Below are 21525 nucleotides of genomic sequence, written 5' to 3'. Positions count from 1 at the left end.
CATGACAGTTGATTTGAAATCTCTGGAAAAGTCACCACGCATTCTGATCGAAGCCCCGCTCAAACCTCTGGCGGGATCTCGAATCCAGCCGACGGGCTTTCCTGATCTGGGCGCAGCGACCTACAGCGCTCCAGATGGCCAGGGGGGCACAATTCCCACATTGCTCGTGGAATCGGCACAATCAATGGCCAACCGATTAGAAGCCGTCTGCTGGGACGAAGCGGCTGAAGATCTTGTGCCAGAACTTCAAGGCCTCCCTTATGTAAAAGTTAAAGTGAATCTGCCAGGGGCTGGTGAAGATAATACAACGTCTAGCATCCTTGAATTTCACCGCTTGAATTCGCCCTACATTATGACCGGAAAAACCAGCGATGGAAAAGCCTTTGCCGATGTGCTGAAACCTGAACTCGGTATGGTTTCCGTTGCTGCAACATCCAAGAAAGCCTCGAAAGGCGCAGCACCCGACGAAACTTCTGGCGATGGTGAACCCAGTGATGTTGCAGGAGTCGTCAATCTGCGCAAACTGGCCGCGGTCTGCTTTAAATACGATCCTGGCTCTCTGATTCACGGTGTCTTTCTCGAAAAGATTGCCGGACGCTTACGACATCCGCGCGCCCTTTCCGCATTTATTGAAGCCACAGGTGTCGAACGTGCTGACAGCGGTGGCGTGAAATTTGATCGTGTTCTTCCGAAACCCAGTGTTGCAGGTGTCGATGCGAAGGGTGGCTACGGTAACGTCCCTTTCCATCGCACTGAATTCACCGCCCAAAATATAACCGCATACTTCAGCATTGATTTAGCTCAGATCCGTGGATATGGCCTGGGAACTGATGCCGAGCAGTTACTGACCGCTCTATCACTTTGGAAAGTCAGAAAATTCCTTGACTCCAACATGCGTCTAAGAACGGCCTGTGAACTCGAAGCCATCGACCCCGATAACATTCCTGGAAAAAGACCTCAAGGATTTATTCTCCCTGCAGCCGAAGAACTTGCCGACTTGATCAGCACTTTGATCAAGAAAAATTCTTCACTCTTTTCCAATCCCGTCGTCACTCAACTGACATGGACAAACCCAAAAGGTTAAAGCCACAAAATAGCCTTTCACGGCAATTACCTTGTGGAACTTCAAACCTGATTTGACAGATTAAAATGGATAACAAGCCAGTAGACGAATTTAATAATCTGTCATGACAGAGTGGTCGTACACTCGGCTTTGGGATACGACAATTTGTTCAACTTATATTTCTGGTTTTAAACGACCACCAGGAGAGATGCATCGATGCCTGTAACAATCGAAGTGAAATTTCCCGGTGGTCGCTACCATGCAACCCCTTGGGGACGCCATGTCAATGAAGGAGTTCCCGAATGGCCTCCCTCTCCCTGGAGGCTCTTACGAGGACTCGTCGCAGTATGGAAGCGAACTATGCCAGAAATCGCTGTTGAGCAAATGCAGCGAATCCTGACAACTCTTGCACTACCACCTTGTTTCAAACTTCCACCACATCGTGTAGCACATACTCGCCACTACATGCCGTGGGAGAAAAAAGGGCCTGATGATCGGACACTCATTTTTGATACGTTTGTCGCTATCAATCGAGAAGCCCCCCTCTATATCGTCTGGAGGGAAGCAGACCTTTCTTCAGATGACCTGAAAGTTCTGGCTCAACTTCTTAACAATTTCACATGGCTGGGAAGAGCTGAAGCATGGATCGAAGCCAATTTGTCCCAGGAAACTGTGGATTGTGACACAATCCTTTCTGATCCCTCCGACCCCAATCCCGTTCCAGTCCTCTGCCTGGATCCCGTAACAGCCTTCTCAAGTGAATACTATCCACGACATGATGCAAAAAAACTGGCTTCAGGAAAAATCAATCCCGCCAGTTATTACTTCGACTGCCCGCCGTGGCACCTTTGCCTGGATACCGAAACGATTCACTCCCAGCGTTGGCCCACTGTTCCAGGGAGCCAAGTCATTAATTATTCCCGCCCTCCAGAAGCAACGGTAGCCCCTACATCCAGACGACGCCCCAAGACCTATACTGTGGCTCGCTTCCTTTTGGATGGCCCAGTACTCCCTCTGATCACAGAGACAATCACAATAGCGGAACAATTCCGCTACGCTGCAATGGGGCAATTTGAAAAATGGTGCCGAGCAAACGTCCGTGCTGCAGACAATTTTAATAGAACCGATGATCCGACAAGGTATTCGTCACCGATTCTCTCCGGACGGTCGCTTGATGGATGTTCCACATTGACTCGACATCAGCACGCACACTATCTGCCAACAGCCGAAGGTGTTGATCCAAAAAGAATTACACATCTCACAATGATTGCCAGGGGAGGACTCGGTGAAGAAGAAGCCAGTGCGCTTTCCAACTTGAAATCTTTATATTGTCGCGATCGTGATCCACTACGCATTCAACTGATAGGACTAGGTGATCCCGCCAATTTTCGTAATGAGCTATTCGAGTCCTCGAAAGTATTCACCTCAATCACTCCCTATCTTGCCCCCTCCCATACAGGGAGCAGAACAGCAGCCAGAGATATGAGGAAATCACTCTCTCGCGAATGGAGACGAATAGCAGAACAACTTCCGGAATATCAGGGAATTCATCTGGAGAAAATTGAACAACTTGAGGCTACTGCCCAAGACTGGAAACCTCGTCCGCATCCCATGGAATACCGCCGCGTCCGTTTGAAACACGCTCGGGATGGTTATCGAGTGAGTGGGATTTTTCGGCTACACTTTAACAAAGAAATTATTGGCCCCCTTTCGCTTGGATATGCCAGCCACTATGGCCTTGGCCTCTTTGCTCCGACAAAATAGGAATGATGCGTAATTTTTATTGAATATCCTTTCTAGGGTCTTTACAACACCCTGGAATAGCCGCCTATACTTGCATGACTTGTTTCGTGTGAGTTGCTCAAGGCGGTTTAGCTCTTTGGCAACTTGGTTGAAGTATCGGGGCCGTGTGGTCTTCCGCGGCTTGTGGCGTTCGTCACGGACGACTCCTTCTGCAATAAGGTGTCGAGTCGTGATCAGTCCCAATTTTGGTCAGTCCGGTTCTGATAGCCCATTTCTTGACCTAGCCGCTCTTTTGACCGGTGAAGGTGAGAACCAGTCTCAGTCCGATGACGATCTCGTCCCGGCCCGCATGCTCAATGAATTCACCTATTGCCCAAGGCTTGCTTATCTTGAGTGGGTTCAAGGTGAGTTTCGCGATAATCCTGAGACAAAAGAAGGGACATTTGGCCACAGGAATGTCGATCGCCCGACGGTAAAGTCTTTTGAAGCACCAGAAAAACTCTCGCACCAACCATCGAATTCTGGAGAAGACGAATCACCCACGAACGAATTGACTGCTGATAGTCTGGCTGCACGAGCACTTCTGTTGTCTGCTCCTTCCGAGGGACTGCTGGGCAAGTTGGATCTGATTGAGCTTTCTGGCCGAAAAGCGGTTCCTGTGGATTACAAACGGGGCAGTGTCCCCGACATCCCCCAGAAAGCCTGGGAACCTGAACGGGTACAGCTTTGTGCTCAAGGCTTGATCTTACGAGCGAATGGATACGACTGTGACTATGGCGAACTCTATTATATTGAATCCCGACGTCGGGTTCGTATTGAGTTTGATGAGACCCTCATCGCTCGCACTCGCCTACTGATTAAAGAGATGCGGCAGATGGCGGCTTCGCGCCAGATGCCACTCCCTTTGTTGGATAGTCCCAAGTGTCCACGTTGCTCACTGGTGAGTATCTGCCTGCCTGATGAAACCAACTGTTTAAAAAGCGGTAGTGACACTCAGGCCAATCCCCCGAACACAGAGAAAATTCGGAAACTCCTCCCTGCGCGCGATGATGCCCTGCCACTCTATATCCAGGACCAGGGAACCTATATTGGCAAAGATGGCGAACGCCTGAAACTCACACCAGTTAAATCAGCTCCGCAATTTATCCCGCTGATTCAAGTTTCTCAGGTTTGTCTAATGGGAAATGTGCAAATCACCTCTGCGACAATTCGGGAGTTAGCTGACCGAAACATCCCCATCAGTCACTTCTCTTATGGGGGATGGTTCACTGCCGTCACCACCGGCATGAGCCACAAAAATGTCGAACTTCGGATGGCTCAGTCGAAAGCCGCTTTTGACCCTCAAGCCTCTCTCTCCATCGCCCGAGGCTTTATTTCCGCCAAAATTAAAAACTCCCGCACCTTATTAAGACGGCACTCAGAAGAGAAATACAAGTTAGACCTTGACCGACTGGCCGACTTCATTCAGAAGCTTGAACAGGTCAATAATCTGAACTCTCTGATGGGTTTGGAAGGAATGGCCGCAAAAATCTATTTTTCTGGCTTTGCCAGATTACTGCGAGGGGGAGAAGAATTCAGCCTCGAAGGACGCAATCGACGTCCTCCGACAGACCCCGTCAATGCGCTTCTCTCTTTTGTCTATTCACTTTTGACCAAAGAATTGACAATCACTCTGCAGGCAGTCGGCTTCGACCCATTCCTTGGTTTCCTGCATCAACCTCGGTACGGCCGTCCTTCATTGGCTTTGGATCTGGCTGAAGAATTTCGTCCTCTCATTGGCGATTCCACGGTTCTCACCCTCATTAACAACGAAGAGGTCAGCCCGAAAAGTTTTATCAGAAGGGCAGGCAGCGTAGCTCTCACTGAACCAGGCAGAAAAGCCGTGATTGCTGCTTACGAACGCCGCATGGAGACAGAGATCACACATCCCATTTTTGGCTATAAGATTAGCTATCGCCGAATATTCGAAGTTCAAGCGAGGCTTCTCTCACGTGTTCTCTTAGGTGAACTCGACAAATACCCCGGTTTTTGTACCCGTTGATCAGTCATCTGAATGACAGCCTCAAAGTCACGCTGAAATGTTTCAGCAAGCAAAAAACTCGCTTTTTGCCTTCAGATATTTTCTGAACATCTCACTTTCTCTCAAGATTATTCCAAGGGACAGAGTTGATGAAGACCGTTTATCTAATATCTTACGATATCGCAGACGCAAAACGACTCCGCCTAACCCACCGTAAATTGTGTGGATTTGGTACGTCCTTACAATACTCAGTCTTTCGTTGTGAGTTGTCTCCCATGCAGTTACTCACACTGAAAGAAGGGCTGTGGTCAATCTTGAATTTGGCGGAAGATCGTGTCATGGTTGTGAACTTGGGCCACGCCGGTGCTCGAGGAGACGATTGTGTTGAATTCTGGGGCGAACCTCGCATGGAGATTCCCGAACGAAAAGCCATGATTTTCTGACCACGAAGCCTTGAGAACGCCTGAGAAACGAACAGCTGATTTTTTTTGCATACTTGGGATTTCGAGCGGTTCAGTGCCGCAACAAACCCCGTGATCGCTCGAAGAACTTAACACCCAACAAAGAAAGGAGTTACTTCAACACCATGTTTTCACATCGCCTATTTCCCCTGCTTCCGACTCGACCTCTCGAAAAGCTGCTGCTAAAGTCTGAAATGACAAGCAGTTGGAACCCGGGCGGTCATCCGCGCTAAAACAGCGCGGCCCCATTGAAGCTGGCCGAGACCGAACGGACTGAATCAAAGGAAAACGGTCATCCGCGCTAAAACAGCGCGGCCCCATTGAAGCCGAATCTCACGTATTGGTATCCAACGAGTCCCATGCTTGTCATCCGCGCTAAAACAGCGCGGCCCCATTGAAGCGATCCTCCGTCTGTTGGGAGCAAAGGGAATATTCGCAGTCATCCGCGCTAAAACAGCGCGGCCCCATTGAAGCGCGTTCATGCGGAAGTTTAGCTGCAAGGATGTGGCCGACGTCATCCGCGCTAAAACAGCGCGGCCCCATTGAAGCATACCCCAATGGATAGGGATAACTGGCATCTCTTCTGTCATCCGCGCTAAAACAGCGCGGCCCCATTGAAGCCAGTCAGCGACCAGGGGAGCGGCGGCTTCCTCAGCAGCTTGTCATCCGCGCTAAAACAGCGCGGCCCCATTGAAGCTGGAGTGCCGATAACGGCAACCTCCTGACCGGTGCCGGTCATCCGCGCTAAAACAGCGCGGCCCCATTGAAGCGATCCTCGCATGGTCGCAGAGATTTCCACGGGTTCACGTCATCCGCGCTAAAACAGCGCGGCCCCATTGAAGCACCGCAATTGTGCGGGTTTGGTCGATTCCAGCAGTGGCGTCATCCGCGCTAAAACAGCGCGGCCCCATTGAAGCCCGGTCATAAGGAATTGTCGGAGCGTTGCCCACTGCTGGTCATCCGCGCTAAAACAGCGCGGCCCCATTGAAGCATCACAGACAACACCAGCGAATTGATCAGCATCGAAGTAGTCATCCGCGCTAAAACAGCGCGGCCCCATTGAAGCACGACGATCCCTATTTAGATTCGTAGATATTGAGGCATCGTCATCCGCGCTAAAACAGCGCGGCCCCATTGAAGCTGCACGACGCACTTTGCAGCGGTCACGTATCCGGTATTGTCATCCGCGCTAAAACAGCGCGGCCCCATTGAAGCGATTCAGATTGGAATGTCAGTTGCCACAGGAGGCTTGACCAGTCATCCGCGCTAAAACAGCGCGGCCCCATTGAAGCACAGGCAAAAATCTGTTAATGCAAAAAGGGATTGTAGGTCATCCGCGCTAAAACAGCGCGGCCCCATTGAAGCCCATTACTGGAACAGGTCACAACGAGAGGATGCACCGCGTCATCCGCGCTAAAACAGCGCGGCCCCATTGAAGCATTGGAAGGGAGAGTACGCACGCATCCGCAACGACTGTCATCCGCGCTAAAACAGCGCGGCCCCATTGAAGCTGCCGGGCTAAGATTCTCAAGTGCGGCTGGATTCTTAGTCATCCGCGCTAAAACAGCGCGGCCCCATTGAAGCGCGGTGGTTGTCGCTCCGTCATGTAAAGACTCATGGAGTCATCCGCGCTAAAACAGCGCGGCCCCATTGAAGCTGAATAATCCAACAAGCTCCCCCAAGTGATGTGGTTGTCATCCGCGCTAAAACAGCGCGGCCCCATTGAAGCAATGTCCTGGTTCGCGTGGCTGAAAATCCTTCTCGCCGTCATCCGCGCTAAAACAGCGCGGCCCCATTGAAGCATATCTCCGGGGACTTCTGCTGTCAGGTGTTCGCCGTCATCCGCGCTAAAACAGCGCGGCCCCATTGAAGCGCAAGACATTCTGGCCGGGCCTCAGCACGCATCGAGTCATCCGCGCTAAAACAGCGCGGCCCCATTGAAGCAATCCGCACAAGATCAATCAACGTGACGGCATGGCCCCGTCATCCGCGCTAAAACAGCGCGGCCCCATTGAAGCAAACAGACTCGCGATGGCGCGAGAGTTGGGACGGTTGTCATCCGCGCTAAAACAGCGCGGCCCCATTGAAGCGCAAATCGAAATGGCCGCAATCGATCGCCCCGACCGAATGTCATCCGCGCTAAAACAGCGCGGCCCCATTGAAGCGGCGGAGAGGAAGGTTATATTCAAGCTAAGTATCGTGTCATCCGCGCTAAAACAGCGCGGCCCCATTGAAGCTCGGCAATGGTTTTGTATGCAACTTTGGCATGACTCGTCATCCGCGCTAAAACAGCGCGGCCCCATTGAAGCACGATTTCATCGTGATGCAGAGGCAGGTTATGAATGATGGGTCATCCGCGCTAAAACAGCGCGGCCCCATTGAAGCTTGGCAAACCACCCACACCGGAGCGCTGGCCCATGCCACGTCATCCGCGCTAAAACAGCGCGGCCCCATTGAAGCCAGGGAGGTGTGGTGCCGTACCGCCGGGTGGTCAACTCGTCATCCGCGCTAAAACAGCGCGGCCCCATTGAAGCTCGCGCAGCTCGCCCGGGTCTTGCCCGAGCAGCTCCATGTCATCCGCGCTAAAACAGCGCGGCCCCATTGAAGCACCTGCTCGCGATAATGCTTCACAGAGGACGATTCGCCGTCATCCGCGCTAAAACAGCGCGGCCCCATTGAAGCCGTCTGGCGTATCTCTAAGAGATCATTTTGCCGGTGTCATCCGCGCTAAAACAGCGCGGCCCCATTGAAGCACCTTCCCTTCGTTCATCGGAGTGGAACGAGCACCGGTCATCCGCGCTAAAACAGCGCGGCCCCATTGAAGCCACCTCTTCGGCCCGACACTCTCCCGGGGACTTTTCCGGTCATCCGCGCTAAAACAGCGCGGCCCCATTGAAGCATGTGAGCAACTAAACGATACTGTGAATCGGACATGGTGTCATCCGCGCTAAAACAGCGCGGCCCCATTGAAGCTGAATGGGCTTGCGGTTGTTCTTCCCGAGTCCAAAGGCGTCATCCGCGCTAAAACAGCGCGGCCCCATTGAAGCTCACCGTCCAGGGGTATGGCAGCCACATCATTAGGCCGTCATCCGCGCTAAAACAGCGCGGCCCCATTGAAGCACTGCCCACACTGACGTCGTGTCGTTGCCTGATCCTTGTCATCCGCGCTAAAACAGCGCGGCCCCATTGAAGCAGCCTTCAGTCGCTCTTCACGGGTCTTGCTGGCAGAGTCATCCGCGCTAAAACAGCGCGGCCCCATTGAAGCTCCATCAGCCGGGCCAACTGGCACGCCGGGGCCAAATGGGTCATCCGCGCTAAAACAGCGCGGCCCCATTGAAGCAGGCAACCCATGTCGTCAGGATCAATCGCTACGTTGTCGTCATCCGCGCTAAAACAGCGCGGCCCCATTGAAGCCGATTGGTCTGCCAGATCCCGGCCAAAGGCCCGTCCTGTCATCCGCGCTAAAACAGCGCGGCCCCATTGAAGCTGCCGCTTGGCACTGATCACGAATTGAACGCAACCAGGTCATCCGCGCTAAAACAGCGCGGCCCCATTGAAGCATGACGATGTTTCGCAGCTCGCCGAACGACTCGAAGTCATCCGCGCTAAAACAGCGCGGCCCCATTGAAGCTCAGATCAGCCAAACGCATTGGCATGCAATTGTCCTGTCATCCGCGCTAAAACAGCGCGGCCCCATTGAAGCTGCAGCACTTCCTGAAGCAATCTTCCACTCAAGACGTCATCCGCGCTAAAACAGCGCGGCCCCATTGAAGCCGGACAATCCGAGCGAATCCGAAGCTCGTAGCGCGGGTCATCCGCGCTAAAACAGCGCGGCCCCATTGAAGCTGTCACGAAGACTCGGTGAGTTTATCCAGATTGGCGAGTCATCCGCGCTAAAACAGCGCGGCCCCATTGAAGCCCGTCATGCCACGGTCTCGGCTCTTATGTAGTTGCCTGCGTCATCCGCGCTAAAACAGCGCGGCCCCATTGAAGCAACTCGCACTTTGAATCTCAACGAAGAGGGAGAAGACGTCATCCGCGCTAAAACAGCGCGGCCCCATTGAAGCTAGTTGACGGCCCTAAGCTGGGTTGTCGGTCTGCTGTCATCCGCGCTAAAACAGCGCGGCCCCATTGAAGCTCGGGCCATCGCAGCAGCTTCCCCGTCCTCGTCGGCCACGTCATCCGCGCTAAAACAGCGCGGCCCCATTGAAGCCAATGTTTGGCCGCGACAAGCCGCGACTTATTACACGTCATCCGCGCTAAAACAGCGCGGCCCCATTGAAGCCGAACTTACAAGACTCAGTAAAGATCGTTTACTCAAGACGTCATCCGCGCTAAAACAGCGCGGCCCCATTGAAGCTTGGCGACAATCACATCCCATTCACCGCCGTTGCGGAACAGTCATCCGCGCTAAAACAGCGCGGCCCCATTGAAGCGTGTGTAACCGTCTCAACAGAGTGTTCTCCATCAAGGTCATCCGCGCTAAAACAGCGCGGCCCCATTGAAGCGGCACTACCAGTAGTACAGTATACAAAATCCGTGAAGTCATCCGCGCTAAAACAGCGCGGCCCCATTGAAGCCCACTCGCCCCACCCGTCAAACCACAGAGAAACTCTCGTCATCCGCGCTAAAACAGCGCGGCCCCATTGAAGCCTTCTCGACCTTATCTTTTCCTACGACTCTGATTTTGTCATCCGCGCTAAAACAGCGCGGCCCCATTGAAGCAAGCGCGCGTCACACGCACGCAAGAAACCACAGGCCCCGTCATCCGCGCTAAAACAGCGCGGCCTCATTGAAGCACGTGGTGCAGTAATAACATTACCCGATGGGTCGAGTCATCCGCGCTAAAACAGCGCGGCCCCATTGAAGCACCAATAAATTCCATATTGATGAGTTTGGACTTCTGTCATCCGCGCTAAAACAGCGCGGCCCCATTGAAGCAAAGCCAAAGATGTACTTGACTGTACCGGGAATCCAGTCATCCGCGCTAAAACAGCGCGGCCCCATTGAAGCGGTTATCTCTCTTTTGGCCGTGAGATCATCACTCGTGTCATCCGCGCTAAAACAGCGCGGCCCCATTGAAGCCAGGGAGGTGTGGTGCCGTACCGCCGGGTGGTCAACTCGTCATCCGCGCTAAAACAGCGCGGCCCCATTGAAGCTACGAACGATTCATGGAGATTTGGCAGGGCATCACAGGTCATCCGCGCTAAAACAGCGCGGCCCCATTGAAGCTGATTGGTTACGCTCGTTATCCACTGGCAACCCAGCGGTCATCCGCGCTAAAACAGCGCGGCCCCATTGAAGCTTGTTAGATTTCTTCTAGTTGTGTGGAATACACTTTGTCATCCGCGCTAAAACAGCGCGGCCCCATTGAAGCCTGACCAGCACTTGCCGGGCTTTGGTGGGGACGTCCTGTCATCCGCGCTAAAACAGCGCGGCCCCATTGAAGCTGCCTATCGGCTAACGAACGTCGCCTAATCCGCATGCGTCATCCGCGCTAAAACAGCGCGGCCCTATTGAAGCCAGTCGCTTTTTGAGAATTGGAGTTTTCCACGAATGGCTTGCTCTCAGACGGAGGCCGGTTTGACGCCGAAGCGGTGAAGAACGTTGTGCATGAGTCGGCCCAGTTGCTCGTCGTAGTACACTCCCCAGGGAGCCGCCACCGATCCCATGTTGAAGACCCTCCCTCCTTCGGGACGCTCCCAGTAGATGATCTCAGAAAGCACTTTTGAAGGGTTCTCCTGGGCCGCATTCGCCTCCGCGAGATAGCTTGCGATCTTAAACGAGGATCGGCATTCCGCTAACACGGCAATCCCAGCGGGATCGCGGATGTCTTCATACCCCGCCGGCATTTGTGGAGTGGCCGCGACGAGAATACTGGGGCGTACATCGTATTCATGACCGACGACGCCAATCCCCTTGAAGTATCCGAACATGTCATCCTGCTTCAAGCCAACCTGATGCGGCGAATGGAAGAGGGCGTGATCCGTGTTGACGGCTGTATATGGCAGAAATTTCATGCCGTCGCACCACCCTGCGGTTTCCAGCCCAATCAATTGCCAGGCGGGTTTTCCACAGAATCGCATCAGCCCGCCTTTCGTAGATTCCACTCCGTGATAAGTCTCGCCCGGATGTGTCCAATTGGATGCGAGCATTCCCGTCCCCAGTTTGCGGCAATCCATCCGTCCTGAAGCATCGTATTCGACGCGCCAGAACAGACTGTTTCCGGAAAGGACTGCGACGCTTCCTCCCTGTATTAAAAAGCGGTCGACCGCGTCATACGCGCGAAACGACCAGTATTCGCTATGGCCGGCAATAAACAAGGTCTTGCGGTCGTCGAGCTGCCCTGGATCCGCGTCCAGATCCTCATCGGTAATAACGTCGAATTCATAGCCTTCACGCTCCAGCCAGAGATGCAGCAGTCGCTCGCAGGCGACCCATTGTCCCCAGAACGGGCTTCCCCGGTAACAGCGATACGGTTCCGCCGATTCACAAGGGATTTTCAGCCCCAGTTGATAAGTCGGTTGTCCGGCATGATGGCCTCGATAGAGACAATATGCGGGGAGCGACGCATCCGACTGTGTCGTCTCAATTTGAGACTGGCCCCAGTTGCGGGGGCCCGGCGGAAGATTCTCCGCGAACGGAAACCAGTTGTAGGCTCTCCAGGTGTTATTGGCCGCCAGCACCAGGATTTGCGATCGGCGCAGGGACTTCGCCCGCTTCACGACCACTGTGGCATTGTGTTGATAGGTCTGACCATCCGCCTCATATTCGAATCGCCCGCAATAAAATCCCGGCTTGGCGTCTTCTGGAACACTTACACGGTGCTTCACCGGCCAGCGACAATCGTAAATGTCGTCACTCGCCAGGCGCAACGCATGTCCCCGCTCCGGGTCTTTGCGGGGATCGTAAGTCGAGTCGTACTTGTCGACCGATTGCGCCAAGAACGAAGGACCGCCGATCATCCAGGTGCCATGATTGAAAATCCACCCGTGGTGTCCCCGTCCGCTAACATCCCGGACTTGAAATCCCTGTTCATCGGAGAAGTCCCAAAATGCGGCGGGCTGCGGGTTCTGGCAAGTGGTCAACCCCCGCGCCTCGAAGATCGCCTTCAGTTGAGACTTGTTCAAGGCAGAGTGGTACACCGCGCAGCAGGATATATCTCCATCGAAAAAGTCGGAGGCCAAGCCGTTCCGAATCGCGGAACCCAACCGTAGAGGAGTTCGCACAGGTTCGAGCAGATCATGCCCGGTGGCCTCCGCTTTCAGAAAAAGCTGCTGCTCCGCAACTTTCCGGCCATCGATCCAAAGAGAAACACTCTTATTGGAGCCTGTCACGGCAATCGCATTCCATTGACGCCGGGCAATCTTTCTGGACGCCTCCAGGCGAATCGGCCGTTGATTGGGGCGGGCCACTTCCAGAAACAGCTTTGCGTCCTCCACAAGCAAGACGAAGGCGGATTGTTCGTCGGGATCGTTCCTGGAGATGATCGCTTGCGTTTCGCCTTTGACGCGAAACGGACGGATCCACATCGAGATCGTGAACTCTTTCATCAAATCGATGTTCGGGGGTTGTTCAATCAGGACGTACGATCCGGGATGAATGGGACGGGCTTCCGCTTTGCCATTTTCCTCCCACAAGATCGTATCTGGAATATCACCATGGGGAACCGACCCCAGCTTGACGAATTGAAATCGGTAGTCGACCGTGCTGCTGACATGGAAATCGATGGCTTCGCCCGCATACACGCTATGGTTCGCATAGGCATGCACTCCGCCGACGTGTTTGGGTCGATGCGGTGGCAACGGGGGAGCCACCATCTGCGAGGGGATATGAGAACCGCTGTGACGAGCAGCCTCTTCGGCGAAGGCTTCGTGCGACCCTGAGAGGAACGATAAGCCGACGACCGAACCGGCTATCGATTCCGTGAGCATCTCGCGGCGGGTCAGCGGCTCTCTGGAAGACATTTCACATCTCCTTGATGCGGTGTCATGATGTCGCGAAAATTCAAATTCTGATGAGGGCAAACATCAATTAGATGACAGCTCAAATGAGAGGAAATTATCTCCGGCATCCCAAATTTCCGCCGAGACCTCTGATTTTTCATTGTAGCGGGCTGGCAACATCTCAACGCTTTCCAATGATCCCTCGCCCATGGAGTCCCTTTTTCCTTTGGGAAACGGGCGTTCCACTGTCGACGAGAACGAGACGAGATATTGCCCGGCGAGCAGTCCTTTCGCCTGGGGGATGAGGAACTTGCCGCCAGTGATTGATCCGCCGGAAAGAGACGAGCCACCGTTCTGAGGTAAAAACAGGATCTCGCCGGTCTGCAAAGGCTTGCCGTCCAGATTCACGGTTCCGCTGACCTGATGCCGCTTCGGAGCAGCAGAACCCAACCAGCCACAACCCACCGGAACGCAGCAGGCAATCCCCAGCAGCAGACAAGACACGCGCCGTATCGTGGTCATAAACTTCCCCTTCAGGAAATCGACGGGATCATACCAATCGTGCCGTATCAGGCTTTAGAATATGTCCGCGAGAGGCTCTCCCTGCCCTTTCGTGCCCAGGGCACGCCACGCCTCGATATCGACACTGTTGCCGACAAACCTGACCGCACCGTCACCCAGCACCACGTGAACCCCTCCCGTATGGCGGCTACGAGCGGAAGTGCCCCAATTGGGATTGTTTCCGGCGGCACATGGGAGATCGTCTGTGTTGCGACAGTAGCCGCTTTCCATCCTGTCGGCGATCGCCGTGTTCGGTGGATAGTGTGCGACAAAAACCGAAAGATTTGAATACAGCAGGATGTTGCGAAGATCCCCCGCGCTGGAGGCGCTGTCCGAAGGCGTTCCGACAGTACCCACCCTGGCTTCGCCGATCATTATCGTGTTTGAAAGACCGTCAGTGATTTCCGCAAAACGATAGGCAGTACCAACACTATTTGTATGGTTGTAATAAAACGCCCCCGGCGAAAACTGGACACCGTTGCGGGCATTGTTATATAAGCCGGTATTCCCGACACAGGCCAGATAGTTGTATTGTGGAATATTGCGAAAGTAGGCCGCCGCCGTGTCGCTGGGACAGCGCATCATGGAAATGACGGGGGTCACCAGATCCAAATTCTGGCCCGAGTTGTAGCCGGCATTTTCATCCCAGCTATTGTAACGGGGCGCCTCGCCGATCTGCGGCCAGATCGCGCGAAACCATGTATATCCGCCAGTTGTGGCTGAAAGTGCGCTTCCCGGTTTGACCACTCCAATGGGAAGCCGTTGGAATACATCGTGATAGTTATGCAAGGCCAGGCCAAGTTGCTTCAAATTGTTTTTGCATTGCGCCCGCCGGGCTGCTTCGCGGGCCTGCTGGACTGCGGGAAGCAAGAGCGCGATCAACACTGCGATGATGGCAATCACCACCAGGAGTTCAATCAACGTAAACGCACCTCGTTTCATGACACTTCCCTTCAGAGAGCAACCAAAGACATCACGATCAGTGTTAACAACGAAGCGATCACCAGAACACGCGCCGTCCTGTTTTCATTTGCCGGAGGCCCTGACAATAAATCGTTGGAGCAACAGGTGAACGACGGTGGTTTGGCGGCGGGTTGGGCCATCATGAATCGTCTAAAAGCCGTCAAGTCGACCGTCTTATGCTATGCAAACTAAAAGTGGAAAGCATTGATTCACTGCGTAAATAAATTGATTGTTCTCGCCGATATTCCTGATTTCTTCATATTTCCAATCGGCATGTAAATAAAACTTAACCTTCCTCGCTCGCTGGAGTCTGATGAGGCTCAAGTGCAAGCTACGGCAGAGGAATTCTCTGCTGTATAGGCCGGGCCACCTTTCCGACAAGTGGCCTTCTATCGACTTTTTTGTGCCTAAGAGGCTGGCAAAAAAACTAATTTAATAAGTACCCGGTAGTTGGTATGAGATTTTTCGCCATCAAGTAGTTATGTATTAATCTGACCTCTTGGGAACCAAATCATGCAGGTGCCGTAGCCCAGGACTGGCCGACGGTGGCAGCAGCAACTCGTCGCGAGGTCGTCTGTGGTAGCGCGAACTACAAACGTTCGCCACCGAGACCGGCCTGACAATCACCATCTGCCACTATCCGCCGGGCACCTTGAAATGGAATTGGAACGAACATCGGCTGTTCCTTTTCATCACGCTCAACTGGGCTGGAGAACCGTTGTGAACGCTCCACGAACTGCTGTCGCTGATTCGCGTATCTCCCACCCTCCCGGTATCTGAAATTCCTGGGCTAGCGCACGTGAAGCGGTGCCCACAGAAACGTTCAAGACAATGAACAATTTGTCAAAAAGGAGAAACACACAATCGTGAAAGGTTTTCAGGGACGAAGCATTTGAGCATCAACACGCTAAAGTCATCACATTCCTCCCAATTGACCGTATTGCAGATGCTCTGAATCTCGGTATTCTTCTCGAAGAGTATTGAATTGCCTGGCATTGGCGCGTTTAGGCCACAGGCAGCTGGAAATCTGGTTGGTTCGATTTTCTGAGATGAGAGCGAATGATGTTTCGAATATTTGCAGCCGCGATCGTTGCTGGAACTTTGGCGATGTCGTTGAATACCAACAATGACAACCGCCTGGAAGCCGGGCATCGACATCGAGCCAATTGCTCTGGATGCTCAGCACCCTCTTGTGCAGGCTCATCCTGTGCGGGTTCCAGCTGTGCTGGATCGAGTTATGTAGGAAACGGTTATTCCGGCCCGGTCTGGGTAGGAAGCGGTTGTAGTGCTCCCTCCTGTGCGCGATCGAACTGCTCCGGTGCTGTTTGCTCTCGCCCGGTTTGCTCTTCTCCAGCCTGTTCTGCCCCGATGTGTAGTGGCTCTATCACCACATGCAATGGCTGTTCAGGCTCTCATCGTCGTTGGCATTCTGCTCGTCGTGTTTTAGTTTGTAGTTCTCCAGCGCTGGATATGAGCCTGGAATCAGGCGCTACCTGGGCAGCCGATGACCTGACTTTCACTGGCAGTGGCAGTGAAGGGAATGGGGACGTGAATTGGGACGCTCAAGCGTATACAGAATCTGTTGTACCAGCCCCAGCCCTCTGTGCTCAGCCTGCGATGGTGAATGGTGACTTCACTGGATCAAGCCATCTCGTTGTTGATAGCAACGCCGCCACATACACACTTCCTGCGATGGGCCAAACCACTGTTCGCTACATTTCGCCTTATGACGCTCCTCTTCCGCTGTCCTATCCTGCGATCCCACAGGCTCCTGCCGCCGAAGAACTGGTCTGGTAAGGGAGAGGGAACGCCAATCCCTGTTTTATTATCTGGACGGTTATCCTGTGGATATTCCTCTGGCAAAAAGCATTTGAGAATCTGTGACTTTTATCAATCCTTGCTGCTGACAGAGTGCTTCTGTTGACAGCAAGGATGTTTTTTTGAAGGAAAACCTCCCGTTGTCAGTTCAGAATACGAGAAGTTTCTCTTGAGGGAATGTGAGCCTCGCTCTGGACACTCTCTATCGGTTCGATTACTAAGAGCCGCAACCCCAACAAGGAGTACTGTGCGGGATGTCGCGGCAATCGCCCAATGAGGCCTTGGTTAAACTCGCTCGTCAACTGGGCGTGAGCCGAGCGGTCGCTTTTGCTGTCTTTTCACGAGGATGGCAACTGCTGAGTGGCCCCATCACAGTCCTTCTGGTTGCATCTCACCTCACCGAAAATGAGCAGGGGTTCTTTTACACATTCGGCAGCCTTCTGAATTTGCAAAATCTCTTTGAACTGGGGCTTGCCCTCGTCTTTATGAATCTGTCAGGACACGCTCTGGCCAACAGTCGCTTCGTCCGGACTCTTTCACCAGGGAGGTGGTCAGCAGACCAGGTGACTTGGCAAGCCAGTGAGAAGAACAAGTCACTGGCAGCCAGCCTGCTACGCCAGGGTCTGGTTTGCAGTTCAATACAGGCTGGCTTCTTCCTGATCGCGGTGCTGAGTCTGGGGATCTGGTTTTTCGTCAATCGTCCCGAGAGCACCGCCATCTCTTGGCAGGGGCCATGGATGACCGTAGTGGCTTGCGCTGCGATTTCTCAGGTTGAAAGTATTCCGATCGTCTTTCTGGAATCTGCCGGAGAAGTCCTTTCCGTTCAGCGGATGCGATTCATCATGGCTTTGCTGGGAACGGCCACGATGTGGATTGCGTTGACCTTGAATCTTGGTGTGTGGAGTGCGGCGGCCGTCGCGATCACGCGTGTTGCGGTCGAGACCACCTATCTGGTTTTGATTCAGCGCAGGATTCTGGGGGCTGTCTTCTCTCAGCCTGTGCATACTGTTTATGACTGGTGGGGTACAGCCTGGCCCATTCAATTGCGGGCTGGCCTTCAAGGAATCCTGTTGACAATCTCCCATGCCCCCATGATTCCCGTGGTCTTCGCTTATCAAGGATCGGCCATGGCCGGGCGCCTGGGGTTGGTCTATGCGATCCTGACATCCATTCAGACAGCTGCTAGTGCATGGTTGCAAACGCGGCTACCAACACTCACCACGTTGGCGGCACAAAAAAAATATCGTTCATTTAGCGAATTGTTTTCTCGATCCTATCAGCAGTCCAATTTTTTCCTCATCACAGCGATCCTCACGTTTCTAGCGGCAGTGGCCTTGCTGCCGGTTCTTGCTGACCCTCCCGAGATAATCCGGCCGGGAACCATCGGATGGCTAACTCAAAAGGTCAAGCCCAGGCTGCTCCCTCTTGTTCCGACGATTCTTCTGGCGATCACTCTGGCCATTCAACATCAGTGTGCGGCGAACATTCTTTATGTCCGCGCGCACTTGTATGATCCATTCTTCCGGGCCGCGCTGGCCACTCATCCTTTAGCCGGTTTTCTTATTTGGCTGGGAGCGAGCCAGTTTGGCGTGATTGGTGCGATTCTCGGCTTTCTCGGGCCAATGGCTTTAATTCTCTGGCCATGGACGGCATATCTCAAACACAAATGCCGCTTGACATTTTCCACCGAAAATACAGATTCAAGTGGCGAGACTCTTACGAACGAGACCCAAAAAGATAGCGGGCAGCCACCGGGATCCAGTACAACGTTGTCAGTTCAGCAGCCAAATTCACCTCAGTAATTTTTCAACCCGATCAAAACAGGAAAAGGCATCATGGGAGAACGGATTCTCAGTATTTCGGGCCTTCGCGGCATCATTGGCAACGGGCTTGATGCCGAATATGTCACACGCTTTGCCGCTGCTCTGGGAACATGGCTGCAAGGTGGGCACGTTGTCCTCTCACGGGATGGGCGAACAACGGGAACTATGCTGAGGCATGCGGCGATTGCCGGGCTGACGGGCGCTGGCTGCAAGGTGACCGATCTGGGGATTGCCTCCACTCCCACTTGTGGTGTGGCTGTCACAGAACTGAAAGCCGCTGGCGGACTACAAATCACCGCGAGCCACAACCCCATCGAATGGAATGGACTCAAGCCTTTTTCGTCGCGAGGTTCTGTCCTGAATGCCGCTCAAGGAACCGAATTACTGGCGATCCTTGAGAAAACCGGCCCCGTTTACAAAACCTGGGAATCCATTGGTGAACTGGTCGAAGATCCAACGGCTGCTCTGGCACATATCAAGCGGGTTAACTCCCTTATTGACCTGTCAGCGATTCAATCCAAGAAGTTCAAAGTCGTACTTGATTGCACTCATGGTTCAGGCTCGATTCTCGCACCGGAATGGCTGAAATCACTCGGCTGTGAAGTGATTGTGCTCGGTGGGACTCCCGATGGACGGTTTGAGCATCCTGCGGAACCTCTTAAGGAAAATCTGGTGGCGTTAATTGATGCCGTTAAACTGCATCAAGCAGATGTTGGCTTCGCGCAAGACCCTGACGCCGATCGTCTGGCGATTGTCGATAACAACGGCCAGTACATCGGAGAAGAACTGACACTTGCCCTCTGTGTGGATCATGTCCTTTCACGGAAGAAAGGCTCAGTGGTAGTCAATGGTTCGACAAGTCGTACGACGGCTGATATTGCCGCAAAATATGGCTGCACGTTCTATCGGTCAGCAGTTGGAGAAGCGAATGTTGTCACTCGCATGCTCGAAGTCAATGCCCTCATTGGCGGCGAAGGAAACGGCGGGGTGATTGAACCACAAGTGGGCTATGTCCGAGACAGCTTCGTCAGCATGGCCTATCTCCTGCATGGGCTGGCATTACGACAGGCTCGTCTGGTCGACTGGGTCAGCACGCTTCCCAAGTACATTATCGTGAAGGACAAGCTGACATGCCCCCGTGAGTGCGTGGCTCCTGCGTGTTTATCGCTAAAACAGACCTTCACAGATGCCATTGCGACAGAAGGGGATGGTCTTCGGCTCGATTGGCCAGACCGCTGGGTTCAAATCCGCGCCAGCAATACAGAGCCGATTGTTCGCATCATCGCGGAAGCCCCCGATGAAAACGCGGCCCGGGCACTCTGCGACCAAGCCAAAGCGATCGTTGCCGCTGTCGCTTGATCCGATCGTTGCCAACTCGACCATAATCAGTCGATTGAATTACTTCCCGGACTTCACTGAATCAGATCCAACTGACGACTTGGCAAGATGGAGAATTGCCTGTTTGAGCAGAAGGGGAAATTCGGGTCGGGAAAAATCATCGACATGGCCCAGTGATGTATAGAAAGAAGTGCCCCCGTCCTTTCGGGTATATAACCACGCCACAGGTTCTGCCTGCTCAATAGTATCTGCCCGTCCGGTCAACAACACATTCGCATCGGAAGCCAACGGAGAAACCTGATAGAGGCTTCCGCCAGTCGGAAAAGATGTTTCAGGCAACCCATTCGTGATCGCATGACTCAATGGACTCTTTACAACCTGAGCGGTTGTCTTTAACTGCGCACCGTAGTGATTACGATAGTTACCACCAAAGACCTGCGGATCGAGATTGGGCCAATCGACAGTCCCTTCTGGAGAGGGTTGATTTCGCAATGAGAACGCATGGCTGGCAGTGCGAATTCCCACAACAGGGCGTCCTTCATCGACATATTGACGAATGACTTTCATATCACCTGGTATCAGGGGATGTCGTCGGACGCTTAATAAAAGCACATCTGCATCCTTGATTGCTTCAATCCCTTCAAAATGGTTCTGGGATTGATCATCAAGATGCAGAACTGTCACACGGCAGTCCTTGCCTAAAGATTTGACGGCGAAGGGAGGAAGTGTCAGCGCGGTTTGATACTCAGGTTCCCCAATCAACATCACGACATGATGACGCCGGTCATCGGCAAAACGGAATTCTTCACCGCCTAAAAACTGATTACTGGTGACTGAAGGGCACCAATACTTTTCAATATGCTCAACGACCAGATCGGTTCCGGTGAAATGGCTGACAAAAGGGGATTTAGCGGGATTGTACATACTATCAGTCAAATCACGCACCAGAGCGACGTTTAATCCTTGCTTGACCATCTGGCGAATGGAAAATGGCCGCCCCAAAATGCACATATTCGTATGTACGCCAACAACCAGCAGATTCTTGATTCCTCGAGCCTTCAGGAGATAGTAGGCTTCCTGAGAATCGGTAATCGCATCTCCTTCAACAATTTCAATCGATGCGATCTGCCTCGTCCATGGATAAGGAGGCCCTGATTTTTTTGGCTGTTCGCAATCACAACCGCCGTCGGTGTCGTCGATCGGCAGAGGCGCCTCATGCGTGGCGTCCAAGGGCGACCATGACTTCAGAGGAACAACAGGTTCGACGACAGGAGCAGATTGAGCCAGCGTACGGCCTGGGTATCCCTGATAAAATTTCATGGTGTTACTGGGGGCGTGAATCACCAGTACGCCGCGCTGGCGAAGGGTTTTCAGCAGATCGTTGACACGTGGCGCCATTTCAGCCACGCGTTTGGCTGCATTCGGGCATGTGTGCGTGTCCCACAGATCACAGACCACAATGGCTGTCTCACGAGGGTTCCACTCAGCGGGCTGGAACTGAAGCCGATAGGGGACAGCCAGAGAGGCGTGACCGGACTCGGTGACTGCCAATATCTGAGAAGTCTTCTCCACCAAGGCTGTTCCACCAGCCACCGGCACACGACTTCGCAGCGTTACATGCAGTCCTTCCCCAGCAAATGATGTCATCGAAATGCTGCTGGCCAGCACCACAAGCATCACACGCAGGATATGGCGGAAAGCAATCATCTGAAGTTCTCAGCAGTATTTTTCAGGGAATTTGAACAATCCATCTCACTATGCAACACAGAAATGATGTGAATCGCAAGCA

11 protein-coding genes, 1 pseudogene and 1 CRISPR repeat array are annotated in these 21525 nt (G+C 53.3%); of the genes and pseudogenes, 8 read left to right on the top strand and 4 right to left on the bottom strand.

What is annotated here, in order from left to right:
- Position 1 precedes the first annotated feature (1 nt).
- The 4 genes from cas7g to cas2 all read left to right on the top strand — a co-directional run bounded on the left by cas7g (position 2) and on the right by cas2 (position 5269).
- A complete protein-coding gene (gene cas7g / locus SH287x_RS06870) occupies positions 2-1084 on the top strand; it encodes a type I-G CRISPR-associated RAMP protein Csb1/Cas7g (RefSeq protein ID WP_479517853.1) in 1083 nt (360 codons plus the stop codon).
- 195 nt (positions 1085-1279) lie between these two features.
- Positions 1280-2827 (top strand): type I-G CRISPR-associated protein Csb2, encoded by a 1548-nt coding sequence (gene csb2 / locus SH287x_RS06865; RefSeq protein WP_479517852.1) that lies wholly within the window; start codon positions 1280-1282, stop codon positions 2825-2827.
- 208 nt (positions 2828-3035) lie between these two features.
- On the top strand, positions 3036-4847 hold the full coding sequence (gene cas4g/cas1g / locus SH287x_RS06860; protein WP_479517851.1) for a CRISPR-associated endonuclease Cas4g/Cas1g: 1812 nt from the start codon (positions 3036-3038) through the stop codon (positions 4845-4847).
- 128 nt (positions 4848-4975) lie between these two features.
- Complete coding sequence (gene cas2 / locus SH287x_RS06855; RefSeq protein ID WP_479517850.1) at positions 4976-5269, top strand: CRISPR-associated endonuclease Cas2; 294 nt, start codon at positions 4976-4978, stop codon at positions 5267-5269.
- A gap of 237 nt (positions 5270-5506) precedes the next feature.
- Positions 5507-10810: direct repeats of the CRISPR family, unit length 36 nt; unit sequence GTCATCCGCGCTAAAACAGCGCGGCCCCATTGAAGC.
- A gap of 44 nt (positions 10811-10854) precedes the next feature.
- Here the strand turns inward: cas2 and SH287x_RS06850 are convergent.
- From SH287x_RS06850 to SH287x_RS06840, 3 genes are all read right to left on the bottom strand, one after another.
- Positions 10855-13254, bottom strand: a complete 2400-nt coding sequence (locus SH287x_RS06850; protein ID WP_479517849.1) for a N,N-dimethylformamidase beta subunit family domain-containing protein — start codon at positions 13252-13254, stop codon at positions 10855-10857.
- A 63-nt stretch (positions 13255-13317) separates the two neighbouring features.
- Entirely contained in the window at positions 13318-13755 is a 438-nt protein-coding gene (locus SH287x_RS06845; RefSeq protein WP_479517848.1) for a hypothetical protein, read from the bottom strand.
- Positions 13756-13809: 54 nt separating this feature from the next.
- Complete coding sequence (locus SH287x_RS06840) at positions 13810-14736, bottom strand: DUF1559 family PulG-like putative transporter (RefSeq protein WP_479517847.1); 927 nt, start codon at positions 14734-14736, stop codon at positions 13810-13812.
- Positions 14737-15295: 559 nt separating this feature from the next.
- Between SH287x_RS06840 and SH287x_RS06835 the strand changes: the two are divergent.
- The 4 genes and pseudogenes from SH287x_RS06835 to glmM form a co-directional block, all read left to right on the top strand.
- A pseudogene (locus SH287x_RS06835) lies at positions 15296-15478 on the top strand (ISAzo13-like element transposase-related protein); the annotation flags it as partial.
- 749 nt (positions 15479-16227) lie between these two features.
- Positions 16228-16554 carry a hypothetical protein gene (locus tag SH287x_RS06830; RefSeq protein WP_479517846.1) on the top strand — a complete coding sequence of 109 codons (327 nt, stop codon included), beginning with the start codon at positions 16228-16230 and terminating at the stop codon, positions 16552-16554.
- 275 nt (positions 16555-16829) lie between these two features.
- Positions 16830-18377, top strand: coding sequence for a hypothetical protein (locus SH287x_RS06825; protein WP_479517845.1), 1548 nt, complete (start codon positions 16830-16832; stop codon positions 18375-18377).
- Positions 18378-18410: 33 nt separating this feature from the next.
- Positions 18411-19757 carry a phosphoglucosamine mutase gene (gene glmM, locus SH287x_RS06820; protein ID WP_479517844.1) on the top strand — a complete coding sequence of 449 codons (1347 nt, stop codon included), beginning with the start codon at positions 18411-18413 and terminating at the stop codon, positions 19755-19757.
- 39 nt (positions 19758-19796) lie between these two features.
- On the opposite strand, the gene SH287x_RS06815 is transcribed toward glmM, so the two are convergent.
- Positions 19797-21443, bottom strand: a complete 1647-nt coding sequence (locus tag SH287x_RS06815) for a ThuA domain-containing protein (protein ID WP_479517842.1) — start codon at positions 21441-21443, stop codon at positions 19797-19799.
- Between the last annotated feature and the right edge of the window lie 82 nt (positions 21444-21525).

It is taken from the genome of Planctopirus sp. SH287 (assembly GCF_056500625.1).
This window is presented reverse-complemented; position numbering and strand designations above follow the sequence as displayed.